Raw genomic sequence first — 20,886 nt, 5'->3', positions numbered from 1 at the left:
CGGCCTCAGACCGGATCGCGCAACTGAAGGCTCTGAATCACGGTCCGGATTTGTTCGCGCTGTGTGTCGCTCAGCGTACCGGGCGCGGTGAAGGTGAGCATCAGGACAACCTGCCCGTATTCCACCATCGTCAACCGCTGATGAATGAGCGCCTGGTTGTTCGTCCAGGTGAACTCGTGCACGTGTGCAGCGCGCCCGGATACCGTGGCGTCTTCATTCGCCACCTCGGCGTAATCGGGAACCTGCTTCGCCACTTTCCGGATTTCGCTCGTCACATATTCGGCGAACTTCATGCCCCACGGCAGCCGCTCGCGCGTGATCACGAAACTCACGCCCTCCGTGCCAGTCGCCGCCGACACGAACACGTTCATCGTTTTGTCCTGCCATTCCACGGGCAGCGCCAACGTGCCTTCCTGCATCTGGTACATGCTTTGTTATCCTTATTGGTTATTGGTATTAGCCGTTCTTCGGGTTGATGTCGGTTCGAGCAGCCTGGATATTGATATTGCCGTCATCCAGATGGATCACCGACTCGCCCTTGTAGATGTCGATCGAGTCGGCTGTCATGTGGATCCGCGTGCCGCCGTCGCCGCCGATCTTGATCCAGAGTTCCTTGGCTTCCAGCGTGTGCACACCCTGCGGAGTCTGATGCAGCGTATTGCCCTGCACGACAACGTCCGACAGGTTGCCAACCGCGATGGCCGTCGTATGGTTGCCCTTGCCCACCTCGACGGTCCGGTCGCCTTTGAGAACCTGAGTCCACTGAGCGTCCTCGACCACGGTATGCATGTCCTTCTGCGCATGCATGTAGAGCATCTGCGCACCATTGACGTCGCTCATCAGCAACTCGTTCGACCCCTGCCCCTTGTGCGTCTGGCTCTTGATCCCCATCGTCTGGCCGGCCGCGCCGTGATACGGGTTGCCCTGCTCGCCGTTGAACACGCGGCCGACGATCACGGGGTTATCCGGATCGCCCTGATTGAACGCCACCAGTACTTCCTGCTTGATCCGCGGAATCGCGGCCGCGCCCCAGCCGTCGCCCGCCCACGGCTGCGACACGCGCACCCACATCGAATCGGAGCCGTCCTTCTTGCCGCGCCGATCCCACGGGAAATGCACTTTCACCGCGCTGCCGTTCGTATGAATTTCCTCGCCCTTCGGCCCGACGACGATCGCCGACTGCGTGCCGTGAATCACCGGCTTCGGCGTCGCGCGCGGCGCACGGTACGGAATCTTCTTCGGCAACAGCGAGAAGCTGTTCCGGTACGGCAGCTTCGCGCTGTGCTGCGTATAGTCGTTCACGGCCTCGTGACGCACGTGCAGGATCACGTACTCCTGGTTGTTTTCGAGGACGGGATGATTCGCGACGGTCACGGCGCCCGCCGTGGTCATGCGCCACGCGTAGCCGCCGCCGGTATAGCGATGGGCTTGCGCCTCCTCGGCCTCCATCGCGAAACGGGCGTAGCGGTTGCCGTCGTCGCCGTGGTCGTACAGCGACTGGTGCTCGAACCGCTCGGTCGCGTCGAGCCGCGCATGCTTGAGGTTTTGCGGGCCGGCCTCCACCAGCATCAGCGGCGACGACGGATTCTGGTGATTGAAGTCGCGGAACGTGACCTTGCCGACGCCGAAGCGCCGGCCTTCGTGCAACTGGTCGATGCCGCTGTCTTCGCTGGCCTCGGTCGCGGCGAACGGCACGGTGGCGAGCCCGTCGATCGGGCGGAACAGCAGGTTCGTGTCGCCGATCACGAGAAAGTGCTTGTCCTTCTCGTAGCGGTGCGTCCAGATGAGCCCTTCCTGCTCCATCAGCCGCGCGCAGAAGTTGTAGTAGCTCTCCTGGTACATCACGACGTACTCGAGCGGCTTCTGGCTGGTCCGGATGTCGAACGTGAAATCGGAAAACCCGTGTTCCTGGAAGATCTCGGTGAGGATGTCCTGCGCGGTCTTGTTCTGGAAGATCCGGCAGTCGGTCGAGCGCGTCAGGAACCAGAACCACGGCACGGCCGTCAGGTGGTATTGCGTGACGTTGCCGGGGTTGCCGGCGCGATCGAACGACGCGACGTAGCCGTCGAAGTAGCGGTCGTTGTCGCCGCCGCCCGCCGCCACGACGCGTTCGAGCGTCGACAGGCGCGCCTGCTGGTCGAAGCGGATCTTGACCTGCTGGCCGATCAGGTCCTCCGGGCGCAGGTCGTGGCGATGCGACAGCAGGTCGAGATGGATTTCCGGCAAGCGGTTCACGTGCTCGTCGACGACGGCCGCGCTGACCAGCAGCACATCCGGGCCGAGCGGCGTATCGAGCGTGACGTAACGATTGAGCTGGGTCAGGCGCGCGGGGTTGGCGGCGCCGTTGATCGCGTCGGCGATGGCGCCGGGCGTCTTCTCCATCAGCGAGAAACCGGTCTGTGCGAGCTGCAGCGCGCGCTGGACGGTGTCGACGTGCCCGGCCAGCCCCGCGAGCGGCCCGAGGCTGCCGGCCACACTCGACGCCACCGGGCCGGCGAGGCCGCCGAGCGCACTCAACGAGCCGAACGCACCACCACCCAATCCACTGGGAATACCCCCATTCGGAGCGAAACTCATTCTTGTTCCTTGCGTGTGATCTCAGGTTCCATCGGCCGGCTCGCCGGTCCGCAGCCACGATAATGTAGGGTAAAACCCGACCGCTTGAAAGTCTCCGGCAAACGTTTGCTTTCCGACCCTTAAAATCGGAAAAACGGACCGGCAGCCGGACGCGAGACCGCGGTCGCCCACGGCCAGGCAGCACGACGGTCGGCAATGGAAACCGTGTCACCCCGCATGTCTCGACAGGCCGCACGGCGCGGGACACGGCGGCGATCAACGGATGCTGGAGTATCCGCGTGACAATGGCGGGAAACAGCTGAGACTGACCGCGCTAGGGCCTTCCCGGGTCAGTGTTTGAACGAACATACTAGAGACGACCTCCTCGTCGGCAAGCGTGCAATCGCCATCCCGGCGCACCACCCTCATCGCGGCGAAACCACGATCGCCGCCCGCCGATTCTGCGCCCGCCCTGCCGGCGTCCTGTTATCCCCGACCGGGTCGAGCTTCCCTTTTCCGACGATCGCAATCCGCTTCGCATCCAGCCCGACGTCAACCAGCTCGACCGCAACGACTTCCGCTCGCCGCCTCGACAACTCGGCGTCGTAAGCAGCCGTCCCCTCGTCATCCGAGTACCCGTACACGCGCACTCCGTTGATCCCCGCCGACCGCAAGGTCCGCCCGATCCGTTCCACGATCCGGCGCACATCCGGCTTGAGGTTGTACCGGTCGAAATCGAACAGGATCGGCCCGGTCGACCCGAATTCGAATCCCTGTCCAGTCTCCTGGAACCCGGCCGACTTCAGCGCCGTCACCTGCGTCTGCGTCAGCCCCCGATGAAGCGGCGGCGGCGTCTGGCAGCCCACCAGCAGCATGCACAGCAGCAGCGCGCTCCCGACGCACGTCCGCCCCGTGCTCACAGGAAACGAGTGGTTCATTTTGCCTCCCCTTCCATCGCGCCCGCCCTGCAGGCGCTTCTTTTAACCGCCGCCGCGGCCTCGCCCGCGGCGCGAGTCGATCGAGCTCAAACCGGCCCTGCAACGCTCTCCGCCAACTGCCACGATCCCGGCCGCGCACGCTTGGCGCGGTACATCGCGATATCCGCCGCGCGCAGCAAGCCGCTCGCGTCCAACGCGTGATCGGGATACAGCGCAACGCCGGCACTCATCATGGTGGCCACCACGCGGCCGTCGGACAGCTCGATCGACGGTGCCATGCCGGACAAAATCTCGTCGGCGATCCGGCACACGCTGCCCGCTTCAGGCACCGCCGCCAGCATCACCGCGAATTCGTCGCCGCCCAGGCGCGCGACGAGATCGGTCTCTCGCACCCGCGTGCGCAGCCGCGATGCGATGTCGATCAACACCGCGTCCCCGGCGTCGTGACCGAAACCATCGTTGATCTCCTTGAAGCGGTCGCAGTCGAGATAGAGGACGGCGACCCGCTGCCCCGTCAACGTGGCATCGCAAAGCGCAAGCGCGAGGCGCGACTCGAACTGCACGCGGTTGGGCAACCCCGTGAGCGCATCGTGCGTCGCCTTGTGCTCGAGCGACGCGTTCTCGTCGCGCAGCGTGTTCTGCCAGTCTTCGAATTCGTCGAGCAGCGCGTTGAAGTCGTCGCCGAGCTGGTTCAGTTCCGCGATCGCCGCCGGCTCGACGCGCCGCGCGAACGCGCGCTCGCGCCGCACCGCGTGCGCGACGCCGGCCAGCGCGCGCAGCGGCGAAACGATGTCGCGCAGCAGGCGTTTCGAACTGACGTACGCGCCGAACACGCTGACGGCCAGGCAGCCGAGAATGCCGCCGACGCCGCCGAGCAGGAAGCCGAAGAACTGGTGGCCGCGGCCGCGCACGACGACGTGGCCGACGATGATGCCGTCGTGCATCACCGGGACGGTCACCGGCCCCGGCAGCGCCACGTCGGCCACCGCGCGCTCGAGCCGCGCGAGGCCGTTTCCGGCCGGCAACTGCCACGTGGCGAACAGTTGTCCCTTGCTGTCGGTGACGACCACCTGCGCGACGTCCTCGTCGCCGGCGATCATCCCGATCGCCTCGTTCGCCGCGACGCGATCGCCGAACACGAGCGCCGCCTCGACCGTATAACCGAGCGAGCGCGCCAGCAGGTTCAGGTTGTTGCCGGCATACGCGCGCAACGCGATCACGGCGACGACGATCAACGACACGGCGGCCATCGTCACCGCGACGAACGCGAGGCGCAGGTGCGCGCGCCGCAGCACGCTTTGCAGCGTCGGGCGCGGCGGGCGCGAAGCGCGAATGGGAGGCACGGCGCGTGTCATGGCGTCACCGGCCGTCGTGCGAGATTGAGAACGTTCGGATGCACGCGCACGCCGCTGCGTGCGACGGCGTCGAGATTGATGTCGAACGACACGCGGTCGCCGTCGACGTCGAGACAGAACATGCCGCCCGCCGTGCAAGACGGATCGTGTTCCGCGATCGTCAGCACCGGATGGCCGGCCAACGCGGCTCTCACCCGCGCGCGCGCGTCGTTGCTCAAGGCGCCCAGATAGACGACGTCGCACGCGATGCCGAGCGACGGATCGTCGGAGCGCACGCGTTGCACGTCGAGCACCGTCGAGCCGGCCTGCAGCGTGTCGGTCAGGCCGCCCGCATAGTCGGGCCTGCCGGTCACGCACAGATGCAGGCGCACGGGCGTGGTCGGCCAGCGCGTGAAGCTGATGATGCCGAGCACCACCTGACGCACGGCCGTGTCGTGTGACGAAAAGGCGGAACCTGTCGGGCTGGCCGGCGTGGCGGTGGTGGCAACTTGCACCGCATCGACCGCGGTCTCGTCCATCACGGCAGGCGCGCCGGCGACGACCGGTACGGCGCTCAGAACGCAAACGATTGCGGCAAACGCATGGCGGAACGTGGCGACTCGGCCCCACTGGCCGGACGCCTTTCGCGCGGCGAATGCCGCCGCACACGCTGGCGTCGATGCGACCGCAAGACTCGCAGCCGCCGCGCACACACTTGCATCCATGATGGAAACATCTGCCGCAGTCGTTCCCGGCCCCGCCTCCTGCCTGCCATGCGCGTGCAGGCACCGTATCACGCGCACGATTCCTTCCATCTTAGGTAAAAATTCGTATCCCAAACCAGTGGGATACACCCGCGAATCCTGCCGGAAAGCATGCCGAACCGGTGCTGCGGCAACCCACGGCGGTCCGGTGTCGGCGTCGGCACATTGATCTGCGGATTGAACCCCGGCTCACGGCAAACTTCATCCATCCGCCAGTCACGCATTCAAGCATCTCGCGGGCGTCAAACGGCTCGATCCGCCATGCGTGTACGCTCCACGGCCGTACGGGCCACGCGGTGGACAATGAATCGATATCGACGAGAATGTCCGCTCGTCCCGCGGCCATACGTCGGAATGCCGGATCCAGCCTGCACAACGGAGCGTCATGAAAATCGAAAACTCGGAACTCGAAGCATTCGTCGCCGTCGCGGAACTCGGCACGTTCCATCGCGCGGCGGAAAAACTGAACCTGACCCAGCCGGGGCTGTCGCGCCGCATCCAGAAACTCGAGCAGACGCTCGGCGTCGAGTTGTTCCAGCGCACCACGCGAAGCGTGACGTTGACGGGTGTCGGCCGCCAGTTCCTGCCGATGGCGCGCGAGCAGATCGCGCAGCTCGGCATGATGCTGTCGTCGATCCAGGACATCGCGCAAAAACGTTACGGCAAGGTGCGGCTCGCGTCGATCCCGACGATCGTCGCGCAGGCGCTTCCCGACGTACTGCGTCGCTACGCCGCAAAGTATCCGCACGTCGCCGTGCAGATCCTCGACGGCAATCACGACTTCGTGCTGTCGCAGGTGCGCGCGGGCATCGCCGAATTCGGCGTGAGCCTGCATCCCGGTGACGACGACGATCTCCTGTTCGAACCGCTCTTCACCGACCGTTACGTGCTCGCGGCGCACAACGACGATCCGCTGGCGCGCGCGGACGCCGTCACGCTCGGGGAGTTGCGCCAGGCGAAGCTGATCATCGGCGGTCGCGACAGCGGCAACCGCCTGCTGCTCGAAATGCTGATGGGCCAGGAAGCGGTGCGAGCCCGCTGGTTCTACGAAGTCGAGCACATCTCGTGCGTCGCGGCGCTGGTGGCGGCCGGGGTCGGCTGCGCGATCCTGCCCGAGAGCGCACTGCGTGCGTACGGCTCGCCGGCGGTGCGCGCGGTGCCGATCGCGAGCCCGACGATCGAGCGCACGGTCGGCATCGTTCGGCATCGCGGCATTTCGATGTCCAGCTTCGCGGGCGACCTCCAGGCGCTGGTGAAGGCGTCGTTCGCGTGACGCCGCGGGGCGGCACGGCGGCGCGCCGCATTGATGCCGGTTTCGCATGAATCGCGAGCCGAACGGCATTGGACACCCGAAAAATGGCTGGGGACGATGGGGGCGAACATGAACGACGGAAACGGGTAACGCCCCGAATCCGGACGGATTCAGGAGGAACCACCATGCATTTCGACGTGATCCTGCGTCGCGGCGAGTTGATCGACGGCACCGGGGCCGCACGCTTCGAAGCCGATCTCGGCGTGACCGGCACGCGCATCGCGGCGATCGGCGACCTGGGCGGTGCGACGGCCGCGCATACGGTCGATGCGAGCGGCCTCGTCGTCGCGCCGGGCTTCATCGACAGCCACACGCACGACGACGCGTTCGTGCTGACCGATCCCGACGTCGAGCCGAAGGTCGCGCAAGGCGTCACGACGGTGATCGCCGGCAACTGCGGCATCAGCCTCGCGCCGCTGCTCGCCGAAAGGGACGTGCCGCAGCCGCTCGACCTGCTGGGCGCGTGGCAGGCGTTCCGCTTCCCGTCCTTTCGCGCCTATCTCGACGCGCTCGACGCCACGCCCGCCGCCGTCAATACGGCGGCCCTGATCGGCCACTCGACGCTGCGCGTGCGGCACATGGCCGATCTCGATCGCGCGGCCAACGCGGCTGAAATCGCGGCGATGGCGGCCGACGTGCGCGAAGCGATGGCGGCCGGTGCGTTCGGCGTCTCGTCGGGCACCTTCTACCCACCCGCGGCAGCCGCGACGACGGACGAACTGATCGACGTGTGCGCACCGTTGCGCGAGACGGGCGGCGTGTTCGCGACGCACCTGCGCGACGAAACCGACGCGATCATCGCGTCGCTCGACGAAGCGTTCTCGATCGGCCGCGCGCTCGACGTGCGCGTCGTGCTGTCGCATCACAAGGTGGCCGGCAAGGCCAATCACGGCCGCTCGGTCGAAACGCTCGCGCATATCGACGCGCAACGCACGCGTCAACCGCTGTGTCTCGACTGCCATCCGTATCCGGCCACGTCGACGATGCTGCGCGCGGATCGCATCCATCAGTCGTCCCGCGTGATCCTCGCGTGGTCGAAGCCGCATCCCGAACTCGCGGGCCGCGACTTCCATGAACTGCTGCCGCTGTTCGGCGATTCGGTCGACGCCGCGATCGACGCGCTGCGCCCCGCCGGTGCGATCTACTTCGTGATGGACGAAGCGGATGTCGAGCGCATCGTTCGTCACGAACTGACGATGGTCGGCTCCGACGGCCTGCCCAACGACATGCGCCCGCACCCGCGGCTGTGGGGCACGTTCCCGCGCGTGCTCGGAGAATTCTCCCGCGAGCGCGGCCTGTTCCCGCTCGAAACCGCGGTGCGCAAAATGACGGGGCTCACCGCCGAGCAGTTCGGCATCGCCGAACGCGGGCGGCTCGCGGTCGGTCATTACGCCGATCTCGTCGTGTTCGACCCCGTCCGCGTGATCGACCGTGCGACGTTCGCGAGCCCGACGCTGCGCCCCGAAGGCATCGAGCACGTGTTCGTCAACGGGCAGGCCGTGCTCGAACATGGCCGGCACACCGGCACGCGTCCCGGCCGGGCGCTGCGCCGCGACATCTAGAACCGGCCGATCGGCGGCGCGCGCTCGCGCGGTCGCGGCAGCCGCCCCGAAGGCCACCTGCACGGAGTCACCATGACGAATCCCAACGGCGCCGCCACGCCGCGCGGCATGCAAGCCGACCCGCCCACGCACGCGCAAGCCGCCGCCCCCGGCCTCGATGCACTGTATGCACGCCTGAGCCGGCGCATCATTCCGCTGATCCTGGTCTGCTATTTCTTCGGCTATCTCGACCGCGTCAACGTCGGCTTTGCGAAGCTGCAGATGGTGACGGACCTGCACCTCACGGACGCTGCATACGGCGTGGGTGCGGGCCTGTTCTTCGTCGGCTACCTGCTGCTGCAGGTGCCGGCCGGCTGGCTCGTGCGGCGGATCGGCGTGAAGCGCTGTCTCGCCGGCTCGATGCTGACGTGGGGCATCGTGTCGGTCGCCACGCTCACGACCCGCGACACCGCGAGCTTCTACGCGCTGCGCTTCCTGCTCGGCGTGACCGAAGCGAGCTTCTTTCCGGCCGTGATCGCGTACTTCAGCGTGTGGTTTCCGTCGCACCGGCTCGCGAAGGTCATGGCGTTTCTGTTTCTCGCGATGCCGCTCGGCGTGATCGTCGGCGGCCCGCTGTCCGGCTGGATCATGGACGCCACGCACGGCGGCTTCGGGCTGCGCGGCTGGCAGTGGATGTTCCTGATCGAAGGTCTGCCGGCCATCGTGCTGGGGGTGTACCTGCTCGCCCGTGTCACGGAGCGGATCGACGATGCAACCTGGCTGACCGATACGGAAAAGCGGATGATTCACGCGGAGATGGCGCAGGAAGCGGCCGGCAAGCGCACCCGCCTCGGCGCCGCATTGCGCGAGCCGACCCTGTGGCTGCTGTTCGCGACGTCGTTCCTCTACAACATCGGCAACTACGGGCTCGTGTTCTGGATGCCGACGATGATCAAGGCGCTCGGGTCGTCGAGCAACCTCCAAATCGGCCTGGTCAGCGCGATCCCGTATCTGGTCGCGTCGGTCGCGATGGTCGCGAACGCGCAGCATTCGGTGCGGACCGGCGAGCGCCGCTGGCATACGGCGCTGCCTGTCGCGATCGGCGGCATCGCGCTGCTCGCGAGCCTCGGCATGCGCACGCATCCCGTGCTCGCGGTCGCGTGCCTGACCGTCGGCGTGGCCGGCATCATGAGCACGCTCGCGATGTTCTGGAGCCTGCCGTCGCGAATTCTCGCGGGAGAAGCGGCCGCGGGCGGCGCCGGGCTCGTCAACATCGGCGCGGCCGTCGCGGGTTTCGTCGGCCCGACGCTGATGGGCTATGCAACCGGATTGACGGGCAGCACCGAGCTCGGTGTCGCGCTGCTCGCCTTCACACTGTTCGCCGCCGCTGCGCTGATCCTGTCGATTCCGCGCCGGCTCATGGTGCGCACGTGAGCGCGGCGCCATCGATGCGCAGCGCGCTGGCGTTGGCGGCGACGGTGCGCGCCGGGCAGGTGAGCGCGATGTCGCTCGTGCAAGCCGTGCTCGCCGACATCGCCGCCCGCGACAGCGCGATCAACGCGTGCGCAGCCACCTTCGACGAGCGAGCACGGCGCGATGCGCTGCGCATCGACCGCCTCGTGCGGGCCGGACGCGACCCGGGCCCGCTGGCCGGCGTGCCGTTCCTCGTGAAGTGGAACATCGACGTGGCGGGTTATACGACGGTTGCCGGATCGCCAGCGCGCGCGGCATTGCCGCCCGCCGTCGCCGATGCGACGATCGTTGCGCGAATGTGCGCGGCCGGCGCGATCCCCATAGGGGCGACGCAGATGGATGAACTCGCGTGCGGCGCCACCGGCGTAAATCCGCACTACGGCGCGGTGCGCCTCCCGGCCGACCCGACACGCATGACAGGCGGCTCGTCGAGCGGCTCGGCCGCCGCGGTCGCCGCCGGCTACGTGCCGCTCGCGCTCGGCAGCGATACCAACGGCTCGGTCCGCGCACCGGCGGCGCTGTGCGGCGTATGGGGGTTCCGGCCCGGCGACGGACGGCTGTCGCGGGCCGGCTGCCTGCCGTATGCCGACTCGCTCGATACCGTCGGCGGGTTCGCGAACGATGTCGACGATCTTGCGGTGCTGTATGACACGCTGCGCGAAACGCATGCACCGCGCGCGCAACGGCCGCGCGATCCGGCCGCCCCGCTTCGCGTCGCCGTGCTGACCGGCGATTTCGAAACACATGCCGATGCGGATGCGCAACGCGCTGTCCGGCGTGCAGCGGCCCGTCTGCGGGCGGGCGAAACAGTAGCCGTCGCCAGCGACGAAGTCGCGCACGTGCGCGAAGCGGCGCTCGTGATCTCGAACGTGGAGCTCGCGCGCGCCCATCACGGCTTGGTCGACGCGCCGGCGGCGCTCGTCTCCGAACACCTGCGGTCGCGCCTCGCTGCCGGCCTCGCGACGTCCGACTCCGCGTATCGGCACGCGCTTGCCGACCGTGCCGCCTGGCGTACGCGCATCGCGGCGCTGTTCGCGCGCCACGACCTGCTGCTCGCGGCCGCGACGCCTTGTGCGGCGCCGCGCTTCACCGACGCGACTGTCGATATCAATGGCGTCGCGCTCGAACCCGCGAAGACGCTCGGCCTGCTGACGCAACCGATCTCGTTCGCGGGGCTGCCGGTCGTCAGCGCGCCGTGCTTCGCATCGGGCGAGCTGCCGGTCGGCGTGCAATTGATCGGTGGGCCCGGTGGCGACGCGGTGTGCTTCGACGCCGCGCGGCAGTTCTCGGCCGCGTGGGGCGACATGCTCCGTTAGCGACGCGCCCCTTGGTGCCGCGCGCCGCCGCGAGTATGCTTGCAGCTCGAACATTCTCCAACCGGGCGCGCGCCGCACCGCGGGCAAGCGCCCCGCCAACCGTCACTCACCATCGATGGATTTCGACGTCATCGTTCTCGGCGCCGGCATCGTCGGCGTCTCCGCCGCGCTGCACCTGCAGGATCGCGGCCGCAAGGTCGCCCTCGTCGATCGCGGCGCGCCCGGCGAAGGCACGAGCTTCGGCAATGCCGGGCTGATCGAGCGCTCGTCGGTCGAACCGTATCCGTTCCCGCGCAGCCCGTTCACGCTGATGCGCTATGCGCTGAACCGCTCCACCGATCTCTACTGGCACAGCGCGTCGCTGCCCGCGTTCGCGCCGTGGCTCGCACGGTTCTGGTGGGAATCGGCGCCGCCGCGTCATGCGGCGGCCTCGCGCGACATGCTGCCGCTGATCGAACGCTGCATCGTCGAACACGATGCGCTGATCGCGCGGGCCGGCGCCGGCGAACTGGTCCGCGCCAGTGGCTGGCTGGAAGCGTTCCGCACGCCGGCCGCATTCGAACGCGGCGTGGCCGAGGCCGGCCTCACCGCGCGCCGCCACGGGCTCGGCATCACGCCGCTCGATGCGGCCGCGCTGCGCGCGCACGAACCGAGCCTCGCACCGGGCTTCTGCGGCGCGCTGCACTGGCTCGACCCGAAAAGCGTCGTCGACCCGGCCGCGCTCGTCAAAGCGTATGCGCACCTGTTCGTGCAGGGCGGCGGCACGCTGCTGACCGGCGACGCCGCGAGCCTCGACGCGCTGTCGCCCGGCTGGCAGGTGAGGACCGACGACGGCCCGGCGGCCGCGCCGGCCGTCGTCGTCGCGCTCGGTCCGTGGTCCGACACGGTGTTCGGCAAGTTCGGCTACAAGATCCCGTTGCGCGAGAAGCGCGGCTACCACATGCACTACGCGCCGTCCGCGCGCGGCGTGCCGTCGGCGCCGATCGTCGATCGCGAATACGGTTATGTAATCGCGCCGATGCGGCGCGGGCTGCGGCTGACGACCGGCGTCGAGATCGCGCGGCGCGGGCTTCCGCCAACGGGCGTGCAGCTCGAACGCGCCGAACGCGTCGCGCGGCCGGTGTTCGGTTTCGGCGAGCGGCTCGATCCGCATCCGTGGCTCGGCTTCCGGCCGTGCACGCCCGACATGCGCCCGGTGATCGGCCCCGCGCCCGCGCATCGCGGGCTGTGGTTCGCGTTCGGGCACAACCATCACGGGCTGACGCTCGGCCCGGTCAGCGGCCGCCTGCTGGCCGAGATGATGACCGGCGAGGCGCCGTTCACCGACCCGGCACCGTATCGCGCGGACCGCTTCTGAGCGCGCGATGCCGGCGCCGGCACGCAGGCCCGGATGGCGCCGAAACGCGCCGTCAGCGAAAACGCAGCTGGTTTCGCCCGAGCTGCGCGACGGATGCGCAGCCCATCAGCCGCATGTCGCGTTCGATTTCCGTGCGCATCAGTTGCAACGCGCGCTCGACGCCGGGCTGCCCGGCGGCGGCGAGCGGGAACAGGTAATAACGCCCCAGCCCGACGGCCTTCGCCCCCAGCGCCAGCGCCTTCAGTACGTGCGAACCGCGCTGCACGCCGCCATCCATCATCACGTCGATCCGGTCGCCCACCGCGTCGACCACCTCGGCAAGCTGGTCGAACGCGGCGCGCGAACCGTCCAGCTGCCGCCCGCCGTGGTTCGACAACACGATGCCGGTGCAACCGATGTCCGCCGCCCTGCGGGCGTCGTCGACCGACATCACGCCTTTCAGGCAAAACTGCCCGTTCCACTCGCGCACCATCGCGGCGACGTCGTCCCATGACATCGACGGGTCGAGCATGTCCGTGAAGTAGCGGCTGATCGACATTGCGCCGCCGCCCATGTCGACGTGCCGGTCGAGCTGCGGCAAACGGAACCGCTCGTGGGTCAGATAGTTGACCGCCCAGGCCGGCTTCAACGCGAACTCGGTCAGCCCCGCGAGCGTCAGCCTGAATGGAATCGAGAAGCCGGTGCGCTTGTCGCGCTCGCGATTGCCGCCGGTGATGCTGTCCACCGTCAGCATCATCACGTTCACGCCGGCCTCCCTCGAGCGGTTCATCATCTCGCGGTTGAGGCCGCGATCCTTGTGAAAGTAGAACTGGTAGACCTGCGGGCCCGGGCTGATCGCACGGGCCTCTTCCAGGCTCACGGTGCCGAGCGACGACACGCCGAACATCGTGTCGAATTTCGCGGCTGCTGCGGCGACGGCCCGCTCGCCGTCATGATGAAACAGGCGTTGCAGCGCGGTCGGCGAACAATAAACCGGCATGCCGAGCTTTTGCCCCATGACCGTCACCGACAGATCGACATCGCGCACGCCGCGCAGCACGTTCGGCACCAGATCGCAGCTTTCGAACGCGCTCGTGTTGCGTCGATACGTGGTTTCATCGTCGGCCGCACCGTCGATGTAATTGAAGATCGGCCCCGGCAACCGCCGCTTCGCCAGTTCGCGGAAGTCGTGGAAATTATGGCAATCGTTCACGCGCATTCGTCACACTCCATTCGGCGCGCGAGCGGCATGCCGGCGGGCCGGCACGCGTCGCTCGCGTCGCTGCGTTCGTTCTATACCGACGGCCGGTGTCCTCGCAAGGGATGGTAGCCGTATCGGCACCCGGAATCGCGCCGCATCGCGCCACCGCTGCCGACCCTGCAGCGAATCGATTCGCACGCTCAGTCGAGCGCGCGGCCGAAGATGCGAATCACTTCATCGAGATGCTCGGCCATCGCACGGCGCGCGGCGTCGGGATCGCGCGCACGGATCGCATCGAGGATCGCGCGATGCTCGAGCTCCGACCGGTGCGGCATGTCGTTCGGCATGTACAGCGACTGCAGCCGCTGGAACATCAGGTCGTACTTGTGCGCGAGCAACTGCTTGATCATCAGCGCATACGCGGCGTTGTCGCTCGCCTCCGCGATGCGGATATGGAACAGCCGGTCGCCCGGGTGCGTGAGCGAGCCGCTGCGGTTGTCGTCCTGGTTGCGCAGGAACGCTTCGTGGATGCCTTCGATCTGCGCGTCCGAGCCGTGCTTCGCGGCCAGCGACGCGGCTTCCGGCTCGATCAGCCGGCGCGCCTGCAGCAGCGCGAACGGCGGGATTTCGGTGTCGAGATCGAGTGCGATGCCGAGCTCGGGATCGATCTCGACGATCGAGAACGGCGCGACCGTCGCGTCGGGAGCCGGCGCGGGTTCGGGCGCCGCGGCCGCTTCGGGATGGCGCACCTTCACGCCGTCGCCGACACGCACGCTGACGAGTCCGTTCACTTCGAGCGCGATCAGCGCCTCGCGCACCGACGTGCGCGACACGCCGAACCGTTCGGCGAGTTCGCGCTCGGGCGGCAGATAGCTGCCCGGCGGGAAATCGCCGGACTCGATCATCGCACTGAGCTTGTCGGCGATCTGCTGGTAGAGGCGGCGGTTCTGAATCGGCTGGATGGACATACGTTGACGCTGGTAATCGGTTTCGTTGCGGACGGCCTGTCAAATCGCACAGACCGTTCGCACCTATTTTATATGCCGCGCTTCACATCGCCCGGCACCGCGTAGCAGCGCGCGGCCGTGCCGCCCCACAACGCGCCCCGCTCGGCCGCCGACAGGCGCGCTTCGGCCCAGCGTTCAACCAGCGACGCGACCTCGTCATACGACGCCGCGAGCAGGCACACGGGCCAGTCCGATCCGAACATCAGCCGCTGCGGGCCGAACGCGTCGAGCGCCGCGTCGAGGCACTGCTCGATATGCCGGATGTCCTGGCCACGCAGGCCGCGCCGCCAGTCGGCCTCGGTCACGAGCCCCGACAGCTTGCACGCGACGTGCGGCAGCGCACCCAACTCCCGCAGCGACGCGCGCCAGCGCGCGAGCGCGGTGTCGTCACGCTCGAACTCGGCCAGCGCCGGCTTGCCGACGTGGTCGAGCACGAGCCAGTGCGCATCGTGCCGCGCGCAGAACGCACGGACGTCCGGCAACTGGCGCTCGAACACGAGCACGTCGTACACATAGCCATTCGCCTGCAGCCAGGCGACGCCGCGATTGAAAGCGGGATCGGCGACGAACGCGCCGACGTCGGCTTCGTCCTGCACCTGATGACGAAAACCGCGCAGCTTCGGGCTGCGCCACTCGGCGACGCGGTCGGCCAGCGCCGGCGCACCGAGATCCTCCCAGCCGACCACCGCCGCGATGCGTGCATCGTCGCGCGCCAGGTCGAGCAGGAACGCCGTCTCGTCACGGCCGGCGCGCGCCTGCACGGCGATCGACGCGCCGAGCGCCTGCGCATGCATCTGCGGCCACAGTTCGTCGGGCAGGTAATCGCGTGCGAGCACGCCCATCCCGGGGCCGATCCACGGATAGTCGGCCGCGCGATAACGCCAGAAGTGCTGATGCGAATCGATACGCACTGCGCCCATGATGCCCTCGTGTTCAATCACCGCGGCGACGACGGCCCGGAGCGTCGCCCCCGCCCGTCCGCCACGTTCAGTCGTACAACACCGCCGCGATCTTCGGATCGTCGATATTGGTCTTGTCGTACCAGTAGAAACCGGTATCGATGACCTTCGGCAGCTTCTCGCCCTTGATCGCCTTCACGGCCGCCTCGACCGTCTTGTAGCCGATCCCGATCGGGTTCTGCGTGATCGCGCCGGCCATCAGCCCGCTGCGGATCGCGTCCTTCTGCTGCTTGCCGGAATCGTAGCCGACGATCACGACCTTGCGCTTCATCTCGCGCACGCCGTTGACCACGCCGATCGCCGAGCCTTCGTTGGTGCCGAACAGCCCCTTGAGCTTCGGATACGCCTGCAGGATCGACTTCGTCACTTCGGTCGATTTCAACTGATCGCCTTCGCCGTACTGCACGGTCACGACCTGCACCTTCGGGTGCGCGGACTTCATCCGGTCGAGGAAGCCGTCGCGGCGGTCGATGCCGGTGCGGCTCGTCTGGTCGTGCGCGACCACCGCCACCTGCCCTTCGTCCCCGATCAGCGCGGCGAGCTTGTCGGCCGCAAGGGCGGCCGCGGCCTTGTTGTTGGTCGCGGCCGTCGTCACCGGAATGTCGCTGTCCACGCCCGAGTCGAACGCGATCACCGGGATCTTCTCGGCCTGCGCCCTCTTCAGCAGCGGCAGTGCAGCCTTGCTGTCGAGCGCCGCGAAGCCGAGCGCGGCCGGCTTCTTCGCGATCGCGGCCGACAGCATGTCGATCTGCTTGTCGACCATCGCCTCGGTTTCGGGCCCTTCGAACGTCACCTTCACCTTGTAGTCCTTCGCGGCCTGCGTCGCGCCCGATTTCACGGCCTGCCAGAACTGATGCTGGAAGCCTTTCGAGATCAGCGGGATATAGGTTTCCTGCGCCTGCGCACCGGCCGTGACGCCGGCGGCGAACGTCAGCCCGACGATCGCGTTCAACACCTTGCTCCTGATCACTTCGCGTCTCCTTGGTTGGTATCGACTGAAATGCCGGCCCGGCCGGCGGTGAAGCCCATGCCCTGGCGCCTCGGTATCGGCGTCAGCGGCGACGCCGGCGCAGGATGTCCACGTAGACGGCGAGAATGATGATCACGCCCGTCACGACCGTCTGCCATTCCTGTGCGACCGACATGATGCGCAGGCCGTTGGTCAGCACGCTCATGATGAACGCGCCGATGATGGTGCCGACGATGCTGCCCGCGCCGCCCGACAGCGACGTGCCGCCGATCACGACGGCCGCGATCGCATCGAGCTCGTAGCCCTGCCCGAGCGCCGGCTGCGCCGAGTTCAGCCGCGACGCGATCAGCAGGCCGGCGATCCCGCACACCGCGCCGCTGAACGTATAGACGGCGATCTTCCACGCATCGACGTTCACGCCGGACAGCCGCAGCGCCTCCTCGTTGCTGCCGAGCGCGAACGTGTAGCGGCCGAAGATGGTCCGGTTCAGCACGATCGACGCGCCGATCGCGACGAGAAACAGGATCAGCACCGCGTTGGGAATCGGCAGCGCGGGAATGAGGTTGCCGATCAGCGAATCCTGCGCGATCGACGTGAAGCCCGGCGTGTCGTTGAAGTAGATCGGCCGCGTGCCCGAGATCACGAGCGACAGTCCCTTGAGCAGCATCATCATGCCGAGCGTCGCGATGAACGGCGGCACCTTCATCTTCGCGATCACGAAGCCCGACACGCAGCCCGACAGCGCGCCGAAGCACAACGCGGCCAGAATCCCGAGCGGCAGCGGCATCCCCCACTTCGTCAGCACGACGCCGGCCATCACCGCGCAGAACGTCATCAGCGTGCCGACCGACAGGTCGATGCCGGACGTGATGATCACGTACGTGCAGGCGACGGCCAGCACGCCGTTGACGGCGGTGGCCTGCAGGATCGACACGAGGTTGTCGACTTCGAGGAAGTTCGACGACGCGAAGCTGAAAAACACGATCAGCAGCACGAGGCTCGCGAACGCGAGCAGCTTCTGCCGCGCGGCCGGGTTGAAGAAGCGCGATTTCAGGCTCGATGCGGCGGCCGGCGTGTCGCCGGTGGCGAGGGGCGGAACGGGATGCGTATCGTTGGACATGATCGTTAGGCGTCTGAATCGGGACAGTCAAGGCAATCAGGACAACACGGTCGACTCGCGCTGCGTCGCGAGCTGCATGATCTTTTCCTGCGTGGCGTCGGCCGCGCGCAATTCGCCGGTCACGCGGCCTTCGCACATCACGAGAATCCGGTGGCTCATGCGCAGCACCTCGGGCAATTCCGACGAGATCATCACGATCGCCTTGCCGTCGGCGGCGAGCGCGTCGAGCAGCTTGTAGATTTCGCTTTTCGCGCCGACGTCGATGCCGCGCGTCGGCTCGTCGAAGAACAGGATGTCGCAGTCGCGCAGCAGCCATTTCGCGATCACGATCTTCTGCTGGTTGCCGCCCGACAAGAGCCGCGCGGGCTGCGCGACCGACGGCGTGCGGATCGCGAGCTGCCGCACGTACGACCGCGCGGCGTCGCGCATCCCGCGCGCATCGAGAAACAGGCCGCGGCGCACGAAGCGGCGCATGCTCGACAGCGCGATGTTGTTCTGCACGTCCATCCCGATCGCGAGCCCGAAGTGCTTGCGATCCTCGGACAGGTAGCCGATGCCATATTTCACCGCGTCGGCCGGCGTGCGGATCGTCACGGCCCGGCCATGCACGCGGATCTCGCCCGCATCGACCGGATCCGCGCCGAACACCGCGCGCGCGACCTCGGTACGGCCCGCGCCCATCAGCCCGGCGAAGCCGAGGATCTCGCCGCGCCGCAGCGTGAAGCCGACGTCGCGGATCGCGCGGCCGCGCGACAGCCCGCGCACTTCGAGCGCAATCTCGTTCCCGGACGTATCGGGCGGCGTGCGGGTTTCCGTATCGAGCTGGCGGCCGACCATCATCGAGATGATCGATTCCATCGACGTGTCAGCCATCGGCACGGTCGCGACGTACTTGCCGTCGCGCATCACGGTCACGCGATCGGCGATCTGGCGCAACTCGTCCATCTTGTGCGAGATGTAGATGATGCCGACCCCATGCGCGCGCAGGTCGCGGATGATGCGGAACAGCTCGGCGATTTCCGCGTTGTTCAGCGCGGCGGTCGGCTCGTCCATGATCAGCGCGCGCGAGTCGAACGACAGCGCCTTCGCGATCTCGACCATCTGCTGCTTCGCGACCGTCAGCCGGCCGACCGGCGTGCGCGGATCGAGATCGAGCCGCATCCGCTGGAAGATCGCGGCGGCGTCGCGGTTGAGTTTCTCTTCGTCGACGAACACGCCGAAGCGGCCGCGCGGCTCGCGGCCGATGAAGATGTTCTGCGCGACGCTCAGGTGGTTCATCAGGTTCAGCTCCTGATGGATGATGCCGATGCCGAGCGCCTGCGCGGCACGCGGGTCGGCGATCTCCACCGGGCGGCCGTCCATCCGGATCTCGCCCGCGTCGCGCTGGTAGACGCCCGCGAGGATCTTCATCAGCGTCGACTTGCCGGCGCCGTTCTCGCCCATCAGCGCATGCACTTCGCCCGCGCGCAGGTCGAAACGGCAATCGTCGAGCGCCTGCACGCCCGGAAAGCGCTTGCCGATGCCGGTCAGCGCGATCAGCGGCTGCGTGGTGTTCGGGTTCAGGTCGGGTTGCATCGCGCGCGGCCCTCAGCTGATCGCACGATCGAGATGCGTGTAGCCGCCGTCGACGAACAACCACTGGCCCGTCGTGTGCGACGCACGCTCCGACAGCAGGAACACCGCTGTATCGGCGATCTCGTCGGCCGTCGTGAAGCGCTGGCCGAGCGGCACCTTGCCGGCAATTTCCGCGACCTTCGCTTGCGGATCGTCGAAGCCGGCGATCCAGTTCTGATAGAGCGGCGTCATCACCTCGGCCGGAATCACCGCGTTCACGCGCACGCCGTCGTCGCGCAATGCGACGGCCCATTCGCGCGTCAGCGCGAGTTGCGCGCCCTTCGACGCGCAATAGCCGCTCGTGTTGCCCTGCCCGGTCACGGCCGTCTTCGACGAGACGTTGACGATCGCGCCACGCGCCGCCTTCAGGTGCGGCACGCAGTAGTGCGCCATCACGTAGTAGTGGATCAGGTTGCGTTCGAGCGACGCGACGAACGCATCGCGCCCGGCGTCGAGCCCGATGCTGTCGTTGATGCCCGCGTTGTTGACGAGGCCGTCGATACGGCCGAAGCGCGCGAGGGTCTGCGCGACGCCGTCGCGGCACTGTGCGTCGTCCTGCAGTTCGACAGTGACGCACGCGGCGCGCGGCTGTTGCTGCGTGAGCTCGCGCCAGAAGCCGTCGTCCGGCGCGTGGCGCGCGAACACCACGGGAACCGCGCCTTCACCGGCCAGCCGCATCGAGATCGCGGCGCCGATACCCGACGCGCCGCCGGTCACGATCACGACCTTGTCTTGCAGATTCAAATCCACTTCGCGTCTCCGTCGTTCATGTTGTCGCCGCGCACGATGCCCACGACGCACGCCATGCAAATGGCGCGCCGTCGTGCATTGCCCTGCTCAGCCGCGGAACCGGTACTGCTCCAGCGATTCGGGCTTCATCTCGATCGAGAAACCGGGCGCCGTCGGCGGCATGTACGCCGCGCCGCGCACCACGCACGGTTCGACGAAATGCTCGTGCAGGTGATCGACGTACTCGGTCACGCGCCCTTCCTTCGTACCGGAAATGCACACGTAGTCGATCATCGACAGGTGCTGCACGTACTCGCACAGCCCGACGCCGCCCGCGTGCGGGCACACCGGCAGCCCGTACTTCGCGGCCATCAGCATCACCGCGAGAATCTCGTTCACGCCGCCGAGCCGGCACGCGTCGATCTGCACGACGTCGATCGCGCCGCGCGCGATGAACTGCTTGAACAGCACGCGGTTCTGGCACATCTCGCCGGTCGCGACCTGCACCGGCGCGATCGCCTCGCGGATCTTGCGATGCCCCTCGACGTCGTCGGGGCTCGTCGGCTCCTCGATGAACCACGGCCGCGCGAACGCGAGTTCGCGCACCCAGTCGATCGCCTCGTCGACTTCCCACACCTGGTTCGCGTCGATCATCAGCTTGCGGTCGGGGCCGATCACCTCGCGCGCGATCGTCACGCGGCGGATGTCGTCCTCGA

General features: G+C 67.7%; 18 protein-coding genes. 5 read left to right on the top strand and 13 right to left on the bottom strand.

Features of this window, described 5'->3' with window-relative positions:
- Positions 1–5: 5 nt before the first annotated feature.
- The 5 genes from AP428_RS17130 to AP428_RS17110 form a co-directional block, all read right to left on the bottom strand.
- Positions 6–428, bottom strand: coding sequence for a DcrB-related protein (locus AP428_RS17130; protein WP_011547149.1), 423 nt, complete (start codon positions 426–428; stop codon positions 6–8).
- 28 nt (positions 429–456) lie between these two features.
- Positions 457–2,577: a type VI secretion system Vgr family protein gene (locus AP428_RS17125; protein ID WP_011547148.1), complete on the bottom strand. Its 2,121-nt coding sequence runs from the start codon at positions 2,575–2,577 to the stop codon at positions 457–459.
- A 404-nt stretch (positions 2,578–2,981) separates the two neighbouring features.
- Entirely contained in the window at positions 2,982–3,494 is a 513-nt protein-coding gene (locus tag AP428_RS17120; protein WP_011547147.1) for an OmpA family protein, read from the bottom strand.
- An 86-nt stretch (positions 3,495–3,580) separates the two neighbouring features.
- Positions 3,581–4,849 (bottom strand): diguanylate cyclase domain-containing protein, encoded by a 1,269-nt coding sequence (locus tag AP428_RS17115; RefSeq protein ID WP_011547146.1) that lies wholly within the window; start codon positions 4,847–4,849, stop codon positions 3,581–3,583.
- Positions 4,846–5,553: a YfiR family protein gene (locus tag AP428_RS17110; protein ID WP_041489359.1), complete on the bottom strand. Its 708-nt coding sequence runs from the start codon at positions 5,551–5,553 to the stop codon at positions 4,846–4,848. Before AP428_RS17110 ends, AP428_RS17115 begins: the two co-directional genes overlap by 4 nt.
- Positions 5,554–5,977: 424 nt before the next feature.
- Here AP428_RS17110 and AP428_RS17105 point away from each other — a divergent pair, with 424 nt between their 5' ends.
- The 5 genes from AP428_RS17105 to AP428_RS17085 all read left to right on the top strand — a co-directional run bounded on the left by AP428_RS17105 (position 5,978) and on the right by AP428_RS17085 (position 12,591).
- On the top strand, positions 5,978–6,865 hold the full coding sequence (locus AP428_RS17105; RefSeq protein ID WP_011547144.1) for a LysR family transcriptional regulator: 888 nt from the start codon (positions 5,978–5,980) through the stop codon (positions 6,863–6,865).
- 164 nt (positions 6,866–7,029) lie between these two features.
- Positions 7,030–8,466 carry an amidohydrolase family protein gene (locus tag AP428_RS17100; protein ID WP_011694815.1) on the top strand — a complete coding sequence of 479 codons (1,437 nt, stop codon included), beginning with the start codon at positions 7,030–7,032 and terminating at the stop codon, positions 8,464–8,466.
- Between the two features lie 72 nt (positions 8,467–8,538).
- Positions 8,539–9,879 carry an MFS transporter gene (locus AP428_RS17095; RefSeq protein WP_011694816.1) on the top strand — a complete coding sequence of 447 codons (1,341 nt, stop codon included), beginning with the start codon at positions 8,539–8,541 and terminating at the stop codon, positions 9,877–9,879.
- A gap of 14 nt (positions 9,880–9,893) precedes the next feature.
- Complete coding sequence (locus AP428_RS17090; RefSeq protein ID WP_011694817.1) at positions 9,894–11,234, top strand: amidase family protein; 1,341 nt, start codon at positions 9,894–9,896, stop codon at positions 11,232–11,234.
- 115 nt (positions 11,235–11,349) lie between these two features.
- Positions 11,350–12,591, top strand: a complete 1,242-nt coding sequence (locus tag AP428_RS17085) for an FAD-binding oxidoreductase (protein ID WP_011547140.1) — start codon at positions 11,350–11,352, stop codon at positions 12,589–12,591.
- A 52-nt stretch (positions 12,592–12,643) separates the two neighbouring features.
- Here the strand turns inward: AP428_RS17085 and AP428_RS17080 are convergent, their stop codons facing one another.
- The 8 genes from AP428_RS17080 to AP428_RS17045 form a co-directional block, all read right to left on the bottom strand.
- Positions 12,644–13,789: an alpha-hydroxy acid oxidase gene (locus tag AP428_RS17080; protein ID WP_011547139.1), complete on the bottom strand. Its 1,146-nt coding sequence runs from the start codon at positions 13,787–13,789 to the stop codon at positions 12,644–12,646.
- A 182-nt stretch (positions 13,790–13,971) separates the two neighbouring features.
- Positions 13,972–14,739 carry a FadR/GntR family transcriptional regulator gene (locus AP428_RS17075; protein WP_006480703.1) on the bottom strand — a complete coding sequence of 256 codons (768 nt, stop codon included), beginning with the start codon at positions 14,737–14,739 and terminating at the stop codon, positions 13,972–13,974.
- 68 nt (positions 14,740–14,807) lie between these two features.
- Positions 14,808–15,698: an amidohydrolase gene (locus tag AP428_RS17070; RefSeq protein WP_011547138.1), complete on the bottom strand. Its 891-nt coding sequence runs from the start codon at positions 15,696–15,698 to the stop codon at positions 14,808–14,810.
- 67 nt (positions 15,699–15,765) lie between these two features.
- The gene (locus AP428_RS17065) at positions 15,766–16,707 is read right to left on the bottom strand and encodes an ABC transporter substrate-binding protein (RefSeq protein ID WP_011547137.1); all 942 of its coding nucleotides are present in this window, start codon (positions 16,705–16,707) and stop codon (positions 15,766–15,768) included.
- A gap of 82 nt (positions 16,708–16,789) precedes the next feature.
- A complete protein-coding gene (locus AP428_RS17060; protein ID WP_006480700.1) occupies positions 16,790–17,827 on the bottom strand; it encodes an ABC transporter permease in 1,038 nt (345 codons plus the stop codon).
- Between the two features lie 36 nt (positions 17,828–17,863).
- The gene (locus AP428_RS17055; protein ID WP_011547136.1) at positions 17,864–19,402 is read right to left on the bottom strand and encodes a sugar ABC transporter ATP-binding protein; all 1,539 of its coding nucleotides are present in this window, start codon (positions 19,400–19,402) and stop codon (positions 17,864–17,866) included.
- A 12-nt stretch (positions 19,403–19,414) separates the two neighbouring features.
- The gene (locus AP428_RS17050) at positions 19,415–20,191 is read right to left on the bottom strand and encodes an SDR family oxidoreductase (RefSeq protein WP_011547135.1); all 777 of its coding nucleotides are present in this window, start codon (positions 20,189–20,191) and stop codon (positions 19,415–19,417) included.
- 87 nt (positions 20,192–20,278) lie between these two features.
- Positions 20,279–20,886: enolase C-terminal domain-like protein (locus tag AP428_RS17045; RefSeq protein ID WP_304502889.1), on the bottom strand; the 608-nt coding region annotated here is incomplete at its 5' end.

The organism is Burkholderia sp. E168m22, assembly GCF_001319805.1.
In the GTDB taxonomy this organism is placed as follows: domain Bacteria; phylum Pseudomonadota; class Gammaproteobacteria; order Burkholderiales; family Burkholderiaceae; genus Burkholderia; species Burkholderia orbicola.
The sequence above is the reverse complement of the archived record's forward strand: the minus strand, read 5'-3'. Positions and strand labels throughout refer to the sequence as shown.